At 72.3% G+C, this 16497-nt stretch carries 13 protein-coding genes; 8 read left to right on the top strand and 5 right to left on the bottom strand.

From position 1 onward, the window contains the following. Positions 1-82: 82 nt before the first annotated feature. Genes O3597_RS22530 through O3597_RS22520 form a run of 3 tightly spaced genes read left to right on the top strand, consistent with a single transcriptional unit; the run spans position 83 to position 2905 of the window. On the top strand, positions 83-1300 hold the full coding sequence (locus O3597_RS22530) for a D-arabinono-1,4-lactone oxidase (RefSeq protein WP_281602317.1): 1218 nt from the start codon (positions 83-85) through the stop codon (positions 1298-1300). Continuing rightward, positions 1300-1665 carry a sensory rhodopsin transducer gene (locus tag O3597_RS22525; protein ID WP_164446371.1) on the top strand — a complete coding sequence of 122 codons (366 nt, stop codon included), beginning with the start codon at positions 1300-1302 and terminating at the stop codon, positions 1663-1665. The genes O3597_RS22530 and O3597_RS22525 overlap by 1 nt, the downstream gene beginning before the upstream one ends. 4 nt (positions 1666-1669) lie before the next feature. Then, positions 1670-2905: an FUSC family protein gene (locus O3597_RS22520; protein ID WP_281602316.1), complete on the top strand. Its 1236-nt coding sequence runs from the start codon at positions 1670-1672 to the stop codon at positions 2903-2905. A 1475-nt stretch (positions 2906-4380) separates the two neighbouring features. Here O3597_RS22520 and O3597_RS22515 read toward each other — a convergent pair. Both O3597_RS22515 and O3597_RS22510 read right to left on the bottom strand, forming a co-directional pair. Further along, positions 4381-5268 carry an ABC transporter ATP-binding protein gene (locus O3597_RS22515; protein WP_281602315.1) on the bottom strand — a complete coding sequence of 296 codons (888 nt, stop codon included), beginning with the start codon at positions 5266-5268 and terminating at the stop codon, positions 4381-4383. A gap of 106 nt (positions 5269-5374) precedes the next feature. Continuing rightward, positions 5375-6985, bottom strand: a complete 1611-nt coding sequence (locus O3597_RS22510) for a potassium/proton antiporter (protein ID WP_281602314.1) — start codon at positions 6983-6985, stop codon at positions 5375-5377. Between the two features lie 309 nt (positions 6986-7294). Here O3597_RS22510 and O3597_RS22505 point away from each other — a divergent pair, with 309 nt between their 5' ends. Further along, complete coding sequence (locus O3597_RS22505; RefSeq protein ID WP_281602313.1) at positions 7295-8080, top strand: potassium channel family protein; 786 nt, start codon at positions 7295-7297, stop codon at positions 8078-8080. A 210-nt stretch (positions 8081-8290) separates the two neighbouring features. Then, positions 8291-10942 carry an HAD-IC family P-type ATPase gene (locus tag O3597_RS22500; RefSeq protein ID WP_281604615.1) on the top strand — a complete coding sequence of 884 codons (2652 nt, stop codon included), beginning with the start codon at positions 8291-8293 and terminating at the stop codon, positions 10940-10942. Positions 10943-10996: 54 nt separating this feature from the next. On the opposite strand, the gene crcB (O3597_RS22495) is transcribed toward O3597_RS22500, so the two are convergent. Continuing rightward, positions 10997-11365: a fluoride efflux transporter CrcB gene (crcB, locus tag O3597_RS22495; protein WP_281602312.1), complete on the bottom strand. Its 369-nt coding sequence runs from the start codon at positions 11363-11365 to the stop codon at positions 10997-10999. After that, complete coding sequence (crcB, locus tag O3597_RS22490) at positions 11362-11844, bottom strand: fluoride efflux transporter CrcB (RefSeq protein WP_281602311.1); 483 nt, start codon at positions 11842-11844, stop codon at positions 11362-11364. Before crcB (O3597_RS22490) ends, crcB (O3597_RS22495) begins: the two co-directional genes overlap by 4 nt. A gap of 191 nt (positions 11845-12035) precedes the next feature. Here crcB (O3597_RS22490) and O3597_RS22485 point away from each other — a divergent pair, with 191 nt between their 5' ends. From O3597_RS22485 to O3597_RS22475, 3 genes are all read left to right on the top strand, one after another. Next, positions 12036-12371, top strand: a complete 336-nt coding sequence (locus O3597_RS22485) for a YnfA family protein (protein WP_281602310.1) — start codon at positions 12036-12038, stop codon at positions 12369-12371. 225 nt (positions 12372-12596) lie between these two features. Then, complete coding sequence (locus O3597_RS22480; RefSeq protein ID WP_281602309.1) at positions 12597-14567, top strand: ATP-binding cassette domain-containing protein; 1971 nt, start codon at positions 12597-12599, stop codon at positions 14565-14567. 139 nt (positions 14568-14706) lie between these two features. Continuing rightward, positions 14707-15807 carry an L-dopachrome tautomerase-related protein gene (locus O3597_RS22475; protein ID WP_281602308.1) on the top strand — a complete coding sequence of 367 codons (1101 nt, stop codon included), beginning with the start codon at positions 14707-14709 and terminating at the stop codon, positions 15805-15807. Between the two features lie 67 nt (positions 15808-15874). Here O3597_RS22475 and O3597_RS22470 read toward each other — a convergent pair whose 3' ends face one another. Then, positions 15875-16495, bottom strand: coding sequence for a copper resistance protein CopC (locus O3597_RS22470; RefSeq protein WP_281602307.1), 621 nt, complete (start codon positions 16493-16495; stop codon positions 15875-15877). Between the last annotated feature and the right edge of the window lie 2 nt (positions 16496-16497).

Raw genomic sequence — 16497 nt, 5'->3', positions numbered from 1 at the left:
AAACGAGTGCCGCCATGCCCAGGACTACCCCACCAGCCCGGGGGTAAGCGCACGGTTCGTCCGTCGTGAGGAGGTTGCCGGGGTGCCGCGTCCGTTCGTCAACTGGTCCGGCAGTCTCACCTTCACCCCGTCCGGCTACGCCGAGCCGGCCGACGAGGACGAGGTACGGGAACTGGTGTTGCGGGCCCGTGAGTCGGGCGACACGCTGCGCCCGGTCGGCTCGGGCCACTCGTCGAGCCCGCTGGTACGTACCGACGGCACCCTGGTCAGCCTGCACCGGATGGTCGGTGTGATCGACAAGGCCGGCGACCAGGCCACGGTCCGGGGCGGTAGTCGGCTCAAGGAGCTGGGTGAGGGCCTCTATAAGGCCGGGCTGGCGATGGAGAACCTCGGCGACGTGGACTACCAGTCCATCGCGGGCGCCACCGCCACCGGTACCCACGGCACCGGCCTCGGCTTCGGCAACCTCTCCACCCAGGTGGCGGAGGTACGCCTCGTCACGGGCACCGGCGAGGTGTTGGACGTCTCCGCGACCAGCAACAGCGAACTGCTGCCCGCCGCCCGGCTCTCCCTCGGCGTACTGGGCGTGGTGACCCAGCTCACCCTCGACCTGGAGCCCAGCTACGAGTTGCGCCGACGGTCCTGGTGCGCCCCGATCGAGTGGACCCTCGACCACCTGGCCGAGTTGCAGCACACCAACCGCAACATCGACTTCTACTGGTACCCGCGCAGCGACCTGACCCAGATCCGCACCATGAACCGGGTCGACGGGGTGGCCGCGCGGTCGACGTGGGCGGCCCGTCGGGTGCCGGAGTGGAACGGGTGGCAGGAGCCCAGGGAACTGGAGGTCGGGCCGACCCACGACACCATCCCGCAGCACCGGGATCTGCGCTTCGAGGAGATCGAGTACATGCTCCCGTCGGAGGCGTTCCCGGCCTGCTTCGCGGAAGTCCGGCGACGGATCCTGAACCGACACCGGCGCACCGTCGGCTGGCGGGTGCTGGTCCGCAGCATCGCCGCCGACGACATCTGGCTCAGCAACGCGTACGGTCGCACCACCACCACCATCGCCTGCCTGCACAACGCCGCACTGCCGTACGAGGAGTACTTCCGGGACATGGAGGACGTCTTCCGGCAGTACGGCGGACGACCCCACTGGGGCAAGAAGCACTGGATGACCGCTGACGACCTGCGCCCACTCTTCCCCCGATGGGACGACTTCCAGGTGGCCCGGCGCCGCCTCGACCCGGACGGGGTGTTCCTCACCCCGGACCTGGCCAGACTGCTGGAGGAGGCGTGATGTCCCAGGTGTGGGCGGTGCCGGGCGGCCACGTGCCGTTCGGCGGCACCGGCGGCGAGCCGCAGTTCACCAGCTTCGACAAGTTGTGCGTGCTGAACACCACCGACGAGGTGGCGGAGGTGAGGCTGCATTTCTACTACGAGGACGCCGAACCGGTCGGGCCGTACCGGTTCGCTGTCGGTGCCCGCCGGATCCGGCACGTACGGATCAACGACCTGATCGACCCGGAAGCCGTCCGCCTCGACCGCCCGTACGGCTGCGTGCTCAGCTCACCGGTGCCGGTGGTGGTGCAGTTCCTTCGACAGGACACCCGCTTGCCGGGCACGGTGGCCCTCACCGGAACCATGGCCCATCCCGTCGGCTGACTCGATGAGCAGCCTGCGGGGACGCGTCGCGGCCGTCAGCAGAGGCAGCTACGGCCGGCTGCGGCAGCACCTGCTGCTGGCCTTCCAGGGCGGTCTGGCCGCGTCGCTGGCCTGGGTGGTCGCCGAGCAGGTGCTGGGCAACCCGGACCCGACCTTCGCCCCGATCGCCGCGGTGGCTGTCATCGCCACCTCGATCGGCCGGCGGGCCCGGCGGGCCGTCGAACTGATCGTCGGCGTGATCGTCGGGGTCCTGATCGGCGACCTGCTGGTGGGCACGGTCGGCACCGGCGCCTGGCAGACGTTCGTGATCGTGTTCGGTGCGCTGCTCGTCGCGGTGGCGGTACGCGGCACCGGTGCCCTGGTGACCCAGGCCGGCGGCGCGGCGGCACTGATCGCCACCCTCGCACCGGGCACGCCCGACATCGTCCTGCCCCGGACGGTGAACGCCCTGGTCGGCGGCGCGACCGGGCTGCTGGTGGTGCTGGTCCTCGTCCCGATGAACCCGACCCGCAGCGTGCGCCGGATAGCCGGGCCGGCGCTTGACACCTTCGCGCGGCAGTTGACGTCGGCCGCGGATGCGCTGGCCCGAGGGGACGCGCGCCGGGCGCGGCAGGTACTGGACGAGATGCGGTCCGCCGAGGGGCAACTGCGGGAGGTCGGTGACGTGGTGACCGCGGCCGAGGAGGTGGTCCGCTTCTCCCCGCTGCGGTGGCGGCGGCGACGAGCGCTGGCCGCGTACGGTGCCGGGGCCGAGCACCTGGACCGGGCGTTCCGCAACAGCCGGACGATGGTCCGACGCATTCTCACCGCGCTGCGTGACCACGAACCGGTGCCGGTCGGCCTGTCCACCGCCGTCCAACAGGTGGGGCAGGGCGTGCGCCTGATGCACGAGGAGTTCCTGTCGATGCGGGAGCCGGTGCGGACGCGGGAGCGGGTGCTGCGGGCCGTCCACGACGCCGGTGAAGCCTGCCGCCAGGAGATCGGCTTCTCCGGCACGATCGTGGTCTCCCAGTTGCGGACCGTCGCCAACGACATGCTGCGGGCCACCGGTGTGCCAGGCGACGAGGCTCGCCGGCTGGTCCGGCGGGCCGCCGCCGGTCAGTGGTCATCCCAGCAGGTCGCGACGGCGGTTACCGAGTCGGCCGAGGGCGGCGGCGGCGATCGCGATCGCGATCATGACGCCCGCCGCCGTCCAGCCGGGGGACTCGGCCGGAACCGCCGCCAGGTGGGCGAACGGTGAGCTGGCGGCCACCCATCCGGGCAGGTCGGCACTGTCGGCGAGCACGTGGAGCAGGAAACCGCCGACCGCGGGTAGCACGCCGACGGCCGCGGTGGCCCGGGGCAGCCAACCGAGCGCGAGTGTCGCCGCACCGAGGCAGAGCAGCACGACCGGCAGCACGTTCCAGGTGCCGGCCAGGGCCGCGGTCAGCGGCAGCGGGGCGTTCACCAGAGCGGCACCGAGCCAGGTCGCCGTCGCCGCCACGGTGACGAGGACGGCCACCCCGGCGAAGGAGGCCAGCGTCTCGGCGGTCAGCAGCCGGTTGCGGCTGACCGGCTGTGCGTACAGCGACGTCAACCTGCCGTCCGTCTCGGCGGCCACGAACTCGGCGAGCCGGGACGCGGCGAAGACCCCGACCGGCACGGCGAGCAGGACGAACAGGGACGCGGTGTAGCCGCGTACGCTGCCCAACTCGGTGAAGCCGGCCTGGGCGGCCAGTTCGGCGAAGCGCGGATTGTCCGCCAGGAAGCGGGTCATCGACGTCGCCAGCAGGCCGATCAGCAGGAAGTACGCGCCGATCCCGGCGGACCAGCCGGCCAGTGGGCGGACCATCCGGCGTACCGCGAAACCGTCGACCGTGCCCAGCAGCCACGTCCGGGGCGGCCTGCCGGCCGGCGCGGCGACCAGCCCGGCCCGGACGTCGCGACGCCCGGCCAGCGTCATCGCCGCCGCACCGACCAGGAGCGCGGCACCGGCGAGCACGAGCAGCGGCAGCAGCCGGTCGTCGTGGTAGGGGCGGACGAGGGCGAGCAGTCCGTACGGCGACAGCCAGCGCAACCACCCCAGCGCGGCGACGCCGTCGCCGACCATCCGGGCCAGCAGCCCGACGCCGAGCACGGCCAGGGCGGACCCGCTCGCCCCGGCCCGGGTCGGCATCACCTGCGCGCTCAGCAGCGCCGTCGACACGGCGAAGAAGGCGACCAGCACGAGACCGGCCGCGTACCGGAGTGCACCACCCGGTGGTGTGCCGGCCGCGACGAGCACGATGCCGGCCGCGCCCCCGGCGATCACCACGGCGGCAGCCAGAACGGTGAGGTGTCGACCGAGCACGGCGGGCACCGCCAACCGGCCCGCCAGCAGGAGGTCCCACCGACCGCTGTCCTCCTCGCCCCGGGTGACCCGGGTGGTGGCGAGCACCCCCCACACCGAGAGCAGGACGGCCAGTACGGTGCCGGTCCGCCAGACGGTGAACCCACCGGGGGTGTCCAGCGCGAACGGTTCGCCGAAGAGGGTACGGATCGCCGGGTTCTCGGCGAGGGTGGCCAACGCGGCGGCGTCGAGCGCGGTGCCGGCCGTGCTCTCGTACCCGGCGACGACGACGGCGGTGACGCCGGCCGCCACCGCGGACACGACGAGCGCGGGCCGGCGGACCTGCCGCAGCGCGAGCCGGGTGACGGCGGCCCTGGCGGCACCCGCGTCACCGGCTCCGAAGGCGCTCATCGGTCCTCCTCGCCGTAGTAGTCGAGGAAGATCTCCTCCAGCGTGGGCTCGCGCATGGTGAGAGTGGTGACGTCCGCCGCCGCCAGGGCCCGCAGGGCCGGGCCGGGCGGCCCGGTGAGGGTGAAGCGCAGCGCGGCCCCGTCGACCTGAACGCCGTCGACCCCTGCCACGTCGGTCAACTCGGGCACCGGACCGGCGAACCGCACCAGCACCTCGGTGCGGTGCAGTCGACGCAACTCGGGCATGGTGGCGACATCGACGAGGCGCCCGGCCCGCAGGATGCCCACCCGGTCGCAGACGGCCTCCACCTCCGCCAGTTGGTGCGAGGAGAGGAACACCGTGCTCCCGCCGTCGCGGGCCTCGACCACGGCGCGGCGGAACTCACGCTCCATCAGCGGGTCCAGACCAGCGGTCGGTTCGTCCAGCACGAGCAGCGGCGCGCGGGTGGCGAACGCGGCGACCAGCGCCACCTTCTGCCGGTTGCCGGTGGAGTAGGCCCGCCCCGGCTTCGACAGGTCGAGTGCGAACCGCGCCACCAGTTCGTCGCGGTAGGCGACGTCGACGCCGGGTCCGGTAGAGCCGAGCAGCTCCAGGATCTCCGCGCCGGTCAGCTGCGGCCACAGGGTCACATCGGCCGGAACGTACGCGATCCGCTGGTGTGCCGTGGCCACCGCGGCGGCGGGAGTTCCGAAGATCTGCGCCTGACCGGCGGTCGGGCGAGCCAGGCCGAGCAGCAGCCGGATGGTGGTGGACTTGCCGGCGCCGTTGGGGCCCAGGAAGCCGAACACCTCACCGTCGGTGACGGTCAGGTTCAGATCGTCGAGGGCGAGCAGCGAACCGTAGCGCTTGGTCAGGTGCTCGGTGCGGATGGCGGGCGGGTGCACGGCGGCCTCCGTGGAATCAGGGACACGACCGCCGACCAGGCTTCCCGGCACACCAGCCTCACCGTAGGGCCCGTGTCAATGCCCTGACCGGACGACCGACGGCCGATCAGCCAGCCGACTGGACGAGGATCGGCGGTGCTTCGTCACCGGTGTCCGGCGGTGGTGCCGGGGGCGGGGGAGCCGTGGGGGCGTCCGGGGGGCGACGAGTCCTGGCCGGCCGCTCCGGATCACCGGTCTCGCCGCGCCAGTGGGCCAGCCGTCCGGCCCGGGCGACCGCCCGCAGCCGACGTTCCGCACGGTCCCGAACGTGTGGCGTGGTGACCACGAGCAACTGATCACCACGGCGTAGTCGGGTGCCCGGCTCGGGTACGAAGGCGGTGCCGTCGCGGACCACGAGGGTGATCGCGGCCGGCGGAGGCAGCCGCAGTTCGCGGATGTGCACGCCGTGCATCCGGGAGTCGGCCTCGACGGTGAGGTGCAGCAGGTCCGCGTCGATGGCGTCCAGCGGTGCGGACTCGACCTGGAGGTCCGGGCCGATCCCGGCCGAGCTGAGCCGCAGTCGCTTGGCCAGCCAGGGCAGCGTCGGAGCTTGGACCAGCGTGAACACCACCACCAGCACGAACACGATGTTGAACAGTTGCCCGCTGCCACCGACCCCGGCCACGACGGGGATGGTGGCCAGCACGATGGGTACGGCACCGCGCAGGCCGGCCCAGGACAGCAGCACCTGTTCGCGGAGCGGGATGCGGAACGGCAGCAGGGTGATCAGCACCGACATCGGCCGGGCGAGCAGCAGGAGCACCAGGCCGACGGCGAGGGCGGGCAGGATCGCGGCGGGCAGCTCGCTGGGATTGGCCAACAGGCCGAGCATGACGAACAGGCCGATCTGCGCGATCCAGCCGAGTCCCTCGGCCACCGACACGGTGGCCCGGCGGTGCGCCAGCCGGGCGTTGCCCAGGAGCAACGCGGCGAGGTACGCGGCGAGAAAGCCACTGGCCTGAGCGAGCCCCGCGGCGGCGAAGGCCAGGATGCCGCAGGAGAAGGTGGCGATCGGGTAGAGGCCGGAGGCGGGCAGGGTGAGCCGACGCAGGAACCACACTCCGGCGATGCCGATCACGATGCCGATCGCGCCACCGACGCCGAGCTGATAGATCATCTGGACCAGCAGTTCCAGCGGACTGGTGACGGTCAGCCCGGTGGCGCTCAGGGCGAGGACCAGGATGACGGTGGGCGCGTCGTTGAGCCCCGACTCGGCCTCGACCAGCCCGGCCAGCCGCCGGGGCAGCGGCAGGGTACGCAGCACCGAGAAGACCGCCGCCGCGTCGGTGGAGGACACCACGGCACCCAGCAGCAGGGCCAGCTGCCACGAGACGTCGAGCAGCAGGTGCGCGCCGAGGGCGGTGACCCCGACACTTATCAGCACCCCGGCGGTGGCGAGCGCGGTCGCCGGCGCCAGCACCGGCCGGATGTCGGAGAACCGGGTGGTCAGGCCGCCCTCCACCAGGATCACCGCGAGCGCCGCCGTGCCCAGGGCCTGCGCCATGGCGGCGTCGTCGAAGCGCAGACCGAGCCCGTTCTCGCCGAGCAGCAGCCCGATACCGAGGTACGCCAGCAGCATCGGCACGCCGACCCGGGTGGCCAGCCGGGCGGCCGTGACGCTGACCAGGACGGTCGCCGCTCCGGCGATCATCAGCAGGTAGACCTGTTGCAGGGTCATCCCGGAACCTGTCCCAGTCGCCGTCGACCCATGCTTCCGCTCCCTCACGCTCGCGCCCGGTGCGGGGTACGACGCCGACACCCGCCCCCACGGGCGCACAGCCGGCACGCCCGGCTCTACCAGCCGGACGGCAACCCGTGCCACGGTGTGTCCCCGCGCTCACGTTACCGGGTGAGCAGCCACCGAATGCCGAGCGTGACGGTGACGCACTGCCCGGACGATCTGCGGACCACCTGTGGGGACCGGTGCTCGACTGCGCGACCATGGCCCGGTCACGCGTACGACGACGGAGCAGACGGGAGCCGGCTCATGAGCGGCGGGACAGCACCGCAGACCGATCGACTGGAGGCGTGGGAGCGGGTCAGCGCCGCACCGCTCACCGTACTGTCCGTGGTGTTCCTGGTGGTGTACGCGGTACCGATCCTCGACCCGGACCTCAGCCCGCAGTGGCGGGCGGCCTGCTCCGCCACGACGGTCATCGTCTGGGTGCTGTTCTGGGCTGACATCCTCGTGCGGCTACGGCTGGCCACGGACCGGCGGAGATTCCTCCGGGAGCACCTGTTCGACCTCGTGGTGCTGACGTTGCCGATGCTGCGACCACTACGCGCGGTACGCCTGGTCATGGTGGTGCTGACCATCAACCGCCGTACCGAGGTGTGGGCGCGCGGCCGGCTGGCCGTCTACGTCGCCGCCACCACGGCCCTGCTGGTGCTGGTCTCCGCGCTGGCCGTGCTGGACGCCGAACGATTCGCACCGGACGCCAACATCACCGCCTTCGACGACGCGCTGTGGTGGTCGACGGTCACCATCACCACCGTCGGCTACGGCGACTTCTATCCGGTGACCACCGCCGGCCGATTCGTCGCCCTCGGTCTGATGATCGGTGGGATCGGCCTGATCGGTTTCGTCACGGGGTCGCTGGCGACCTGGATCGTCGACCGCGTCTCGGCCTCCGCCGACAAGCCGGCGGAGGTCACCGGCGACGACGTGGCGGCCCTGCGTGCCGAGATCGCCGCCCTGCGGCGGCGTCTCGATCCCGACCTGGCCGAGCACACCGGCGGGCGCCCCGACCCGGCCGAGCGGTCCGCCGACTGAACGATGCCGGCCGGAGGTGCGTGATCGGGCGTTCCGGCCTGCCGGACGGAGTTCGTCCCGGAAGATGGTGGGCGCGGCGTCCGGCCGGCCGCCGGGACGCAGGCGGCAATCCGGGCCGGCGGACGCGGATCCGGTCTTCTGATCGTCGGCGGGGTGACGGTGACGCTCGAACAGCCAGCGGGGACGTCGCGGTCCAACGAACACCACGGCATGTCCACCCACGAGGTGGTGCTGCTGCTGGAGACGGATCCGCAGCGTGGCCTCAGCGGTGCCGAGGCCGCCCGGCGGCTGGAACGCTACGGGCCCAACGTGCTGCCCGCCGCTGGCGGCGGTGGGCTGCTGCGCCGGATCCTGCGGCAGTTCCACAACCCGCTCATCTATGTGCTGATCGCGGCCGGTGTGGTCACCGCGGTCCTCGGGGAGTACGTCGACTCCGCGGTGATCTTCGCGGTGGTGCTGACCAACGCCGCGATCGGGTACGCCCAGGAGTCGCGGGCCGAGGCGGCCCTGGACAGTCTGCGCTCGATGGTGCGTACCGAGGCGCGCGTGATCCGCGACGGTGAACTACGGCCGATCTCCTCCGACGACCTGGTCCCCGGTGACCTGGTGGTGCTGGAGGCGGGCGACAAGGTGCCGGTGGATCTGCGGCTGGTCCGGCTGGCCGAACTGCGGGTCGACGAGTCGGCGTTGACGGGTGAGTCCGTTCCGGTGGACAAGCTGGAGGCGGAACTGCCGGTGGGCACCCCGGTGGCCGACCGGCGCAACATGGTCTGGTCGGGCACGCTCATCGCGGCGGGCGGCGGTGCCGGTATCGCGGTGGCCACCGGAGCCGAGACCGAACTCGGCCAGATTCACCGTCTGGTCGGCACGGCGGAGGCGCTCGCCACGCCGCTGACCCGCAAGCTGGCCCGGTTCAGCAAGGTGCTGACCGTGATCATCCTGGTGCTCGCGGCGGTGACGTTCGCGGTCGGCCTGCTCCGCGGCCAGGACGCGGTCGAGACGTTCACGGCGGCCGTGGCGCTCGCCGTCGGTGCGATCCCCGAGGGGCTGCCGGCGGCGGTCACCATCACCCTGGCCATCGGGGTGACCCGGATGGCCCGTCGACGGGCGGTGATCCGTCGGCTGCCGGCGATCGAGACACTCGGCAGCACGACCGTCGTCTGCTCCGACAAGACCGGGACCCTCACCGAGAACCAGATGACGGTCCGCGCGCTGTGGACCCCGGACGCCGAATTCGAGGTGACCGGGTCCGGCTACCGGCCGGAAGGGGAGGTCCGCGACGACGGCCGGGGCGGCGAGGCACTGCGCTGGTCCCTGCTGGCCGGTGCCGGATGCAACGACGCACGGGTACGCGAGGAGGACGGCGAGTGGCTGCTGGCCGGCGATCCGACCGAGGGTGCGATGCAGGTGGTGGCGGCCAAGGTCGGGATCGATCACGGTCGGCTGTCGGCGGACTATCCCCGTCGGGACACCATCCCCTTCGACTCGAAGCGGCAGTACATGGCGACGTTGCACGACGAGCGCGCCACGGGGCGGACGGTGGTCCTGGCAAAGGGCGGCGTCGAGCGGATCGTGTCGATGTGTCGGGGGGAGATGGGCGCCGACGGTCAGATCCGCCCGCTCCGCGCCGAGGCCGCCCTGCGGGCCGCCGAGGATCTGGCTGCCCAGGGGCTGCGGGTGCTGGCCACCGCCGTACGACCGCCGGACGGCCCGGACGACGGCTTCGACGAGGTCGCGCTGCCCGGCACCCTGGTCCTCACCGGGTTGCAGGCCATGCTCGACCCGCCCCGCGGCGCGGCGGCCCCGGCGGTGCGGGCATGTCATTTCGCGGGGATCGACGTCAAGATGATCACAGGGGATCATGCGGCGACCGCCGGCGCCATCGCCGGCCGGCTCGGGCTGCTCGACGCCGACCGACCGGACCGGGTGGTCACCGGCACGGATCTCGACGAGTTGCCCGCCGAGGGGTTCGCCGAGGCGGTGGACCGGGCCGCCGTCTTCGCCCGGGTCTCCCCGGAACAGAAACTCCGGCTGGTGGAGACGCTCCAGCAACGCGGCCACGTGGTCGCGGTGACCGGCGACGGGGTCAACGACGCCCCCGCGTTGCGGCAGGCGAACATCGGCATCGCCATGGCCCGCTCCGGGACCGAGGTGGCCAAGGAAGCAGCCGACATGGTCCTCACCGATGACGACTTCGCCACCATCGAGGCCGCGGTGGAGGAGGGTCGGGGGGTCTTCGACAACATCACCAAGTTCATCGTCTGGACGCTGCCGACGAATCTCGGCGAAGGGCTGGTGGTACTGGTCGCCATCGTGCTGGGGGCCACCCTGCCGCTGCTGCCCACCCAGATCCTCTGGATCAACATGACCACCGCCGTCCTGCTCGGCCTGATGCTGGCCTTCGAGCCGAAGGAACGCGGCATCATGCGTCGGAAGCCCCGTGACCCGGCCCGGCCGCTGCTGACCGGTGCGCTGGTGCTGCGGATCCTGCTGGTGGCCGCGCTGCTGGTGGCCGGCGCGTGGTGGGTGTTCCAGTGGGAGCGGTCCAACGGCGCCGACGTCGCGCAGGCGCGTACCGCCGCCATGAACGTCTTCGTCGTGGTCGAGACGTTCTACCTGTTCAGCTGCCGGTCACTGACCCGTTCGGCCTGGCGGATCGGCTTCTTCACCAACCGCCTGCTGTTGCTCGGCGTGGCCGCGCAGGCGCTCTGCCAACTCGCCATCACGTACCTGCCACCAATGAACGCGATCTTCGACACGGCGCCGATCGGGCCGGACGTGTGGTTGCGCATCCTGGCCGTCGGGGCGGTCTCCGCGGTCGTGGTCGGCGTCGACAAGCGACTGCGCCACACCCTCGGCTGAACGGTCCCGCTTCGGCCGGCTCCCGGCGATCGCGGGACCGCGCCGGGTTCAGGCCTACATCGTCTCGGCGAGGGTGACGCCGACGAACGCGGCACCCAGCGCGGCGACGACGCTGACGATGGCGTTGAGCAGCGCGGGGAGACGGGCACCGTCCTCGAATAGCCGGACCGTCTCGTAGCCGAAGGTCGAGTAGGTGGTCAGCGCACCGCACAGACCGACGCCGAGCAGGGCGACCAGGGAACCGGGCACCGCGCCCACGGCGGCCCCACCGATCAGGACGCCGAGCAGCAGCGAGCCGATCACGTTGACCACGAGGGTGCCCCACGGAAAGGCGGAGCCGTGACGTGCCTGCACCGCCCGGTCGACGAGGTAGCGCAGTGGTGCGCCGACAGCGGCGCCGAGCGCCACCAGGATGACGGTCATCCGGCGCTCCGGTTCCGGTCCCCGCCGGTCGCCCGCCGGGTCAGGATCACGCCCAGCCGGACGGCCACGAGGGCGGCGACGAGGGTACCGGCGAGGTACAGCAGGCCGGTCCGCACCGCGCCGGCCGCCACCGCCTGCTGCACCTCGACGGCGTACGTCGAGAAGGTGGTGAAGCCGCCGAGCACGCCGACGCCGAGGAAGGGCCGGGCCAGTCGGTGGGCGGTCCACGCCTCGGTGATGAGCACCATCAGCGCCCCGATGAGCAGGCAGCCGGAGACGTTGACGGCGAAGGTGGCCCACGGAAAGCCGCGCGGCGGATGCGGGAAGGTCACGGTCAGCCCGTACCGTGCCAGCGCGCCGACCATCCCGCCGCCGGCGATCGCGGCGAGCAGGCTGGTCGTCCCGCCCCGCAGTTCCGCGCGCTGACGCGGAACACCGAGATCGACGTCCGGATCGACGGGCGGTCGCTGCGCTCCCACGGTCACCCCCTACCAGTACGCGTGGGCCCTGGCAGGGACCGTTGGCGGCGGGTGCTGCGGTTGTCCCGTACCGGCGGGATGGCGGGCCCACCGCCACGGACACCTCGGTGGATGGCCCGTGCAGAGGATAACGCCGCTCGCTGGACGTCGACGCAGGGTGCGGCGCACCCGCCGACGGTAGGGTGCGGCGGGTGACCGTGCTGCGTTCCGTCCTGCTGTTCGCCCTGGCCGCGATCGCCGAGATCGGCGGGGCCTGGTTGGTGTGGCAGGGTTGGCGGGAGCACCGGGGGCTGTGGTTCGTCGCCGCCGGGGTGCTCGCCCTGGGCGCGTACGGCTTCGTCGCCACCTTCCAGCCCGACCCGAACTTCGGCCGCATCCTGGCCGCGTACGGCGGGGTTTTCGTCGCCGGCTCGCTGGCCTGGGGAATGATCTTCGACGGCTTCCGTCCGGACCGCTGGGACCTCACCGGTGCCGCGATCTGCCTATTCGGCGTCGCCGTCATCATGTACGCCCCGCGCGGTGCCTGACGTCGCGGAGCATGTCCGCCGGCTGCCGGAGTTCGCCGAGCGGCGGTGACCGGACCGGCCGGGCGGGTCGGCGCGCCGACAGGGCTGGACCTCGGTCGCATCGACGGTGACTATAGGTAGCTGGTCGAATGCTCCTGGCTACGACCGGCGGCCGTCCCGCTCGGTACCGCAGTGCCACCACCCGGCCGGAGATCGCGGCCACGTTCCCGGACCAGGAGGTGTGCCATGGCCGCCACGTCGACCCGACGTCGTGACCGAGCGGAACAGGCCGGGTCGACGGCCGGGGAGTCGGTGCTCCCCGAGATGCGGGCCATGTGGTGGGAGACGGGCATGCGGGCGCGGACCCAGGCCGGTCTGCTCGCCGTCTTCGCCGAACTGCCCCGGCTGATTTGGGCGGCCCTGCGGATCAGCTGGCGGGCCGACCGGCTGCGCACCTCGGTGGTCGCCGTGGCGACGGTCGGTGCCGGCGTGATGTCGGCGTTCGGGCTGCTCGCTACGCAGCGGGTGCTGGTGGAACTGTTCGCCGGTGGGCCGACCCGGGAGAAGGTGGTGGCCGCGCTGCCGGCGCTGGCGGTGCTGGCAGCCGCGACGGCGACGCGCTCCGGCATGGCGATCGCCACCGGTTACGCCCTGAACGGGCTGACGCCCAGGGTCAGCCGCGAGGTGGAGCGCGGGCTGTTCGAGGTGACCACGGCGGTGCGGCTGGAGGCCTTCGACGCCGACGCCTTCGCCGACGACATGGAGCGTGCCTCGCGGGGCACCGATTCCGCGGTCGACCTGGTGCCCGCCTCGATGAACCTGCTCGCCGGGCTGGTGGGGGTGGTCGCGGTGACCGTGGCCGTGGCCGTGATCCATCCGCTGCTGCTGCCGGCGCTGCTGGTCGCGACCGTGCCGAACGCGTGGGCGTCGCTGCGGGCGGGGCACCTGCGGTACCAGACGTACATCGCCGGCTCGGTGCGGCGACGCCGGATGTGGTTGCTGCACCGGCTGATGGCTGAACGGGCCTCGGCACCGGAACTGCGCTCGTACGGCCTGCGCCGGTTCCTGCTGGACCAGTACGACCGGGTGATGGCGGTGGAGACCGACATCGAGCTGGCCCTGGCGCGTCGGGTGACCACGACGGTCACGGTGGGCTCGATGATCGGGGGCGTCGCCACCGCCGTGGTCTACGTGCTGCTCGGGCTGCTGCTCGTCGACGGCCAGATTCCGCTCGCGGCGGCGGCCACCTGTGTGATCGCGGTGCAGGCGGCGCAGCGTTCGTTGGCCGTGGTGACCTTTCAGATGGACCGCGTCTACACCGAGGGCCAGCACTTCCGGGACTACACCGGGTTCATGACCCGCGCCGCCACCTATCTTCCGGAGGAGGCGGTGGCGGCCGCACCCGACCGGCTTCGGGTGCTGACCGTGGAGGCGGTGAGCCTGCGTTACCCGGATCGCGATGTCCCGGCGGTGGATCGCGTGACGTTGGCCGTCGAGGCGGGGCAGACGGTGGCCTTCGTCGGGGAGAACGGATCCGGCAAGAGCAGCCTGGCCGCGATGATCGCGGCCCTGCGTACGCCCAGCGACGGGGTGATCCGTTGGAACGGGCGGCCCCTGTCCGAGCTGGACCGCGACGAGTTGCGTGGTCGCATCGCCGTGGTCACCCAGGAGTACCACAAGTGGCCGTTCACCGCCGCCACGAACATCGCCATCGGGGACATCGACACCGAGGCCCGGCAGGACCGGATCGAGGCCGCCGCCGCCCGGGCGGTCGCCGACGAGATGATCCGCGAGCTGCCGCACGGGTACGAGACGCTGCTCGACCGCACGTTCGCCAAGGGGCAGGACCTCTCCGGCGGCCAGTGGCAGCGGATCACCGCGGCCCGTGGTTTCCTCCGCGACGCCGAGCTGCTGGTGATGGACGAGCCGTCCTCGGCGCTCGACCCACGGGCCGAGGACGCGCTGTTCCAGGCCATCCGCGATCGGCGCGGCCGGGCCACCACGATCCTGATCACGCACCGGCTGGCCAACGTCCGGCACGCCGACCGGATCTTCGTGCTGCACCACGGTCGTCTGATCGAGCAGGGCACCCACGACGAACTCGTCGCCGCCGGTGGCCGGTACGCCGACCTGTTCACCCTCCAGGCCGCCGGCTACGCGGAAACCGATCGCCTACCCGCGCCCCGGCAACGTCCGCACCCCCCGGCCGCTGGCTGACACCGGCCTCGGGGTTCGGGCGAAGAAGCCGCACGGTCACGTTTGCCTCGTCCGGCGACGGGAACGGCTGGGCACAGGCCGTCTCTGGCAGGACTCGGGACGGGTCGGACGCCATGTGGCCCGACGGCAGGAGCAGTAGATGAGCGAGCCCGTTTCCGACGAGCCCGTCGGCGAGCTGGAACTGGTGCACGCCTTCACCGGGCCCATGCCCACCGGCGTCAGCGTCTCGCACAGCGGTCGGATCTTCGTCAACTTTCCCCGCTGGGGCGACGAGGTGCCCGCCACCGTGGTCGAGCTGCGCGACGGCGCCGAGGTGCCGTACCCGGACGAGCGGTGGAACCGGCCGGCCGGCGACGACGACCCGGGTGCCTTCGTCTCGGTGCAGAGCGTCGTGGTCGACCCGGTAGACCGGCTCTGGGTGCTCGACACCGGCAGCCCGATGTTCCAACCGACGCGACCGGGTGGCCCCAAACTGGTCCGGATCGACCTGGGCAGCGACACCGTCGCCCAGGTGATCACCTTTCCGCCAGACGTGGCGCTGCCCAACACGTACCTGAACGACGTGCGCTTCGACCTGCGGCGCGGCGAGGCGGGCCTCGCGTACATCACCGACTCCGCGGTCGCCGGGCCGAACGGGATCATCGTGGTCGACCTGGCCACCGGGACCTCCTGGCGACGGCTGCACGACCATCGGTCGACCAAGGCGGAGCCACTGTCCCGTTTCCGGCCGGTGGTGGAGGGCAGGCCCCTCCTGCAACGACCGGCCGACGGGCCGCCGAGTCCGTTGACGATCGGCGCGGACGGGATAGCCATCTCCGCCGACGGTTCCCGACTCCACTACTGCCCGTTGGCCTCGCGCCAGTGGTACAGCGTGGCCACCGACGCGCTCGCCGACGTCTCGACCAGCGCGGACGAGGCCGCCGCGACGGTGATCCACGAGGGCGACAAGGGCACCGGCTCGGACGGTCTGGAGGCCGATGACGTCGGGCGGATCTACCTCACCGCGTACGAGCACAACGCGGTGCTGCGGCGACGTCCGGACGGCGAGTACGAGACGGTCGTCCACGATTCGCGGCTGCTCTGGCCGGACACCCTGTCGGTGGCGGTGGACGGGCACCTCTACGTCACCGCGAACCAGTTGCACCGGCAGCCCAGCTTCCAGCGGGGCCGGGATCTGCGCCGTAAGCCGTACGCGTTGTTCCGGACCCGGATCGACGCCGGCCCGGTGCTGCTGCGCTGAGCCCGCCCGGGTCGCGGGCCGTCAGCCCCGGTACGGCTTCACCGCGCCGGATCGCTGCCGGTACGGCTCACCGCGTCGGATCGCTGCCGGTGGACCGGCGCCGCAGCAGGAGCACCGCCGCGGCGGCCATCAGAGCCAGCACGATCCCGCCGCCGGCCAGCAGTGCCGTCGTGCCGGGACCGTCGGCGGAGCCACTCGCGACCGGACTGGTCGAGGCGGTCGGTTCGGCGCTCGGGGTGGCCGACGGGGCCGGTGCCGGCTCGCTCGCCACCGGGCTGGGGCTCGGTTCGGCGGTGGCCGTCGGGTCGGCGACGGTGAACTTGTACGACCCCTGCACCGGGTGTCCGTCTTTGGAGACCACCCGGTACGCGACGGTGTAGACACCGTTGGCCAGCGGCGTGTCGACGGTGACGGTGCCCTTGGTGCCGCTGACCTCCGGCTCGCCGGTGGTCACCTGCTGCTTGTCGGCGTCGCTGAGGGTGATCGTGGTGAACGACGGGTTCAGCTTCTGCAGGAACTCCAGGGTGATCCTGGTCGGTGCCTTCTTCAGCTCGGCGTCCTGTGCGGGAGTGGCCTTGCGCAGCACGTTGTGGGCGTACGCCGGGGAGACCGGCCCGAGCAGCAGGGCGGTGGCGGCCAGCGCGGCGGCGAGGGCGGCGGCGAGCGGCCGATGCGGGTGGCGGGACATGG

This window comes from Verrucosispora sp. WMMA2044 (assembly GCF_027497155.1).
Taxonomy (GTDB): domain Bacteria; phylum Actinomycetota; class Actinomycetes; order Mycobacteriales; family Micromonosporaceae; genus Micromonospora; species Micromonospora palythoicola.
This window is presented reverse-complemented; position numbering and strand designations above follow the sequence as displayed.

Excerpts from the sequence above, each read along its gene's own strand:
- O3597_RS22525 (WP_164446371.1), top strand. The coding sequence starts at position 1,300 with ATGTCCCAGGTGTGGGCGGTGCCGGGCGGCCACGTGCCGTTCGGCGGC.
- O3597_RS22520 (WP_281602316.1), top strand. The coding sequence starts at position 1,670 with ATGAGCAGCCTGCGGGGACGCGTCGCGGCCGTCAGCAGAGGCAGCTAC.
- O3597_RS22510 (WP_281602314.1), bottom strand. The coding sequence starts at position 6,985 with ATGACCCTGCAACAGGTCTACCTGCTGATGATCGCCGGAGCGGCGACC.
- O3597_RS22505 (WP_281602313.1), top strand. The coding sequence starts at position 7,295 with ATGAGCGGCGGGACAGCACCGCAGACCGATCGACTGGAGGCGTGGGAG.
- O3597_RS22500 (WP_281604615.1), top strand. The coding sequence starts at position 8,291 with ATGTCCACCCACGAGGTGGTGCTGCTGCTGGAGACGGATCCGCAGCGT.
- crcB (WP_281602312.1), bottom strand. The coding sequence starts at position 11,365 with ATGACCGTCATCCTGGTGGCGCTCGGCGCCGCTGTCGGCGCACCACTG.
- O3597_RS22480 (WP_281602309.1), top strand. The coding sequence starts at position 12,597 with ATGGCCGCCACGTCGACCCGACGTCGTGACCGAGCGGAACAGGCCGGG.
- O3597_RS22475 (WP_281602308.1), top strand. The coding sequence starts at position 14,707 with ATGAGCGAGCCCGTTTCCGACGAGCCCGTCGGCGAGCTGGAACTGGTG.
- O3597_RS22470 (WP_281602307.1), bottom strand. The coding sequence starts at position 16,495 with ATGTCCCGCCACCCGCATCGGCCGCTCGCCGCCGCCCTCGCCGCCGCG.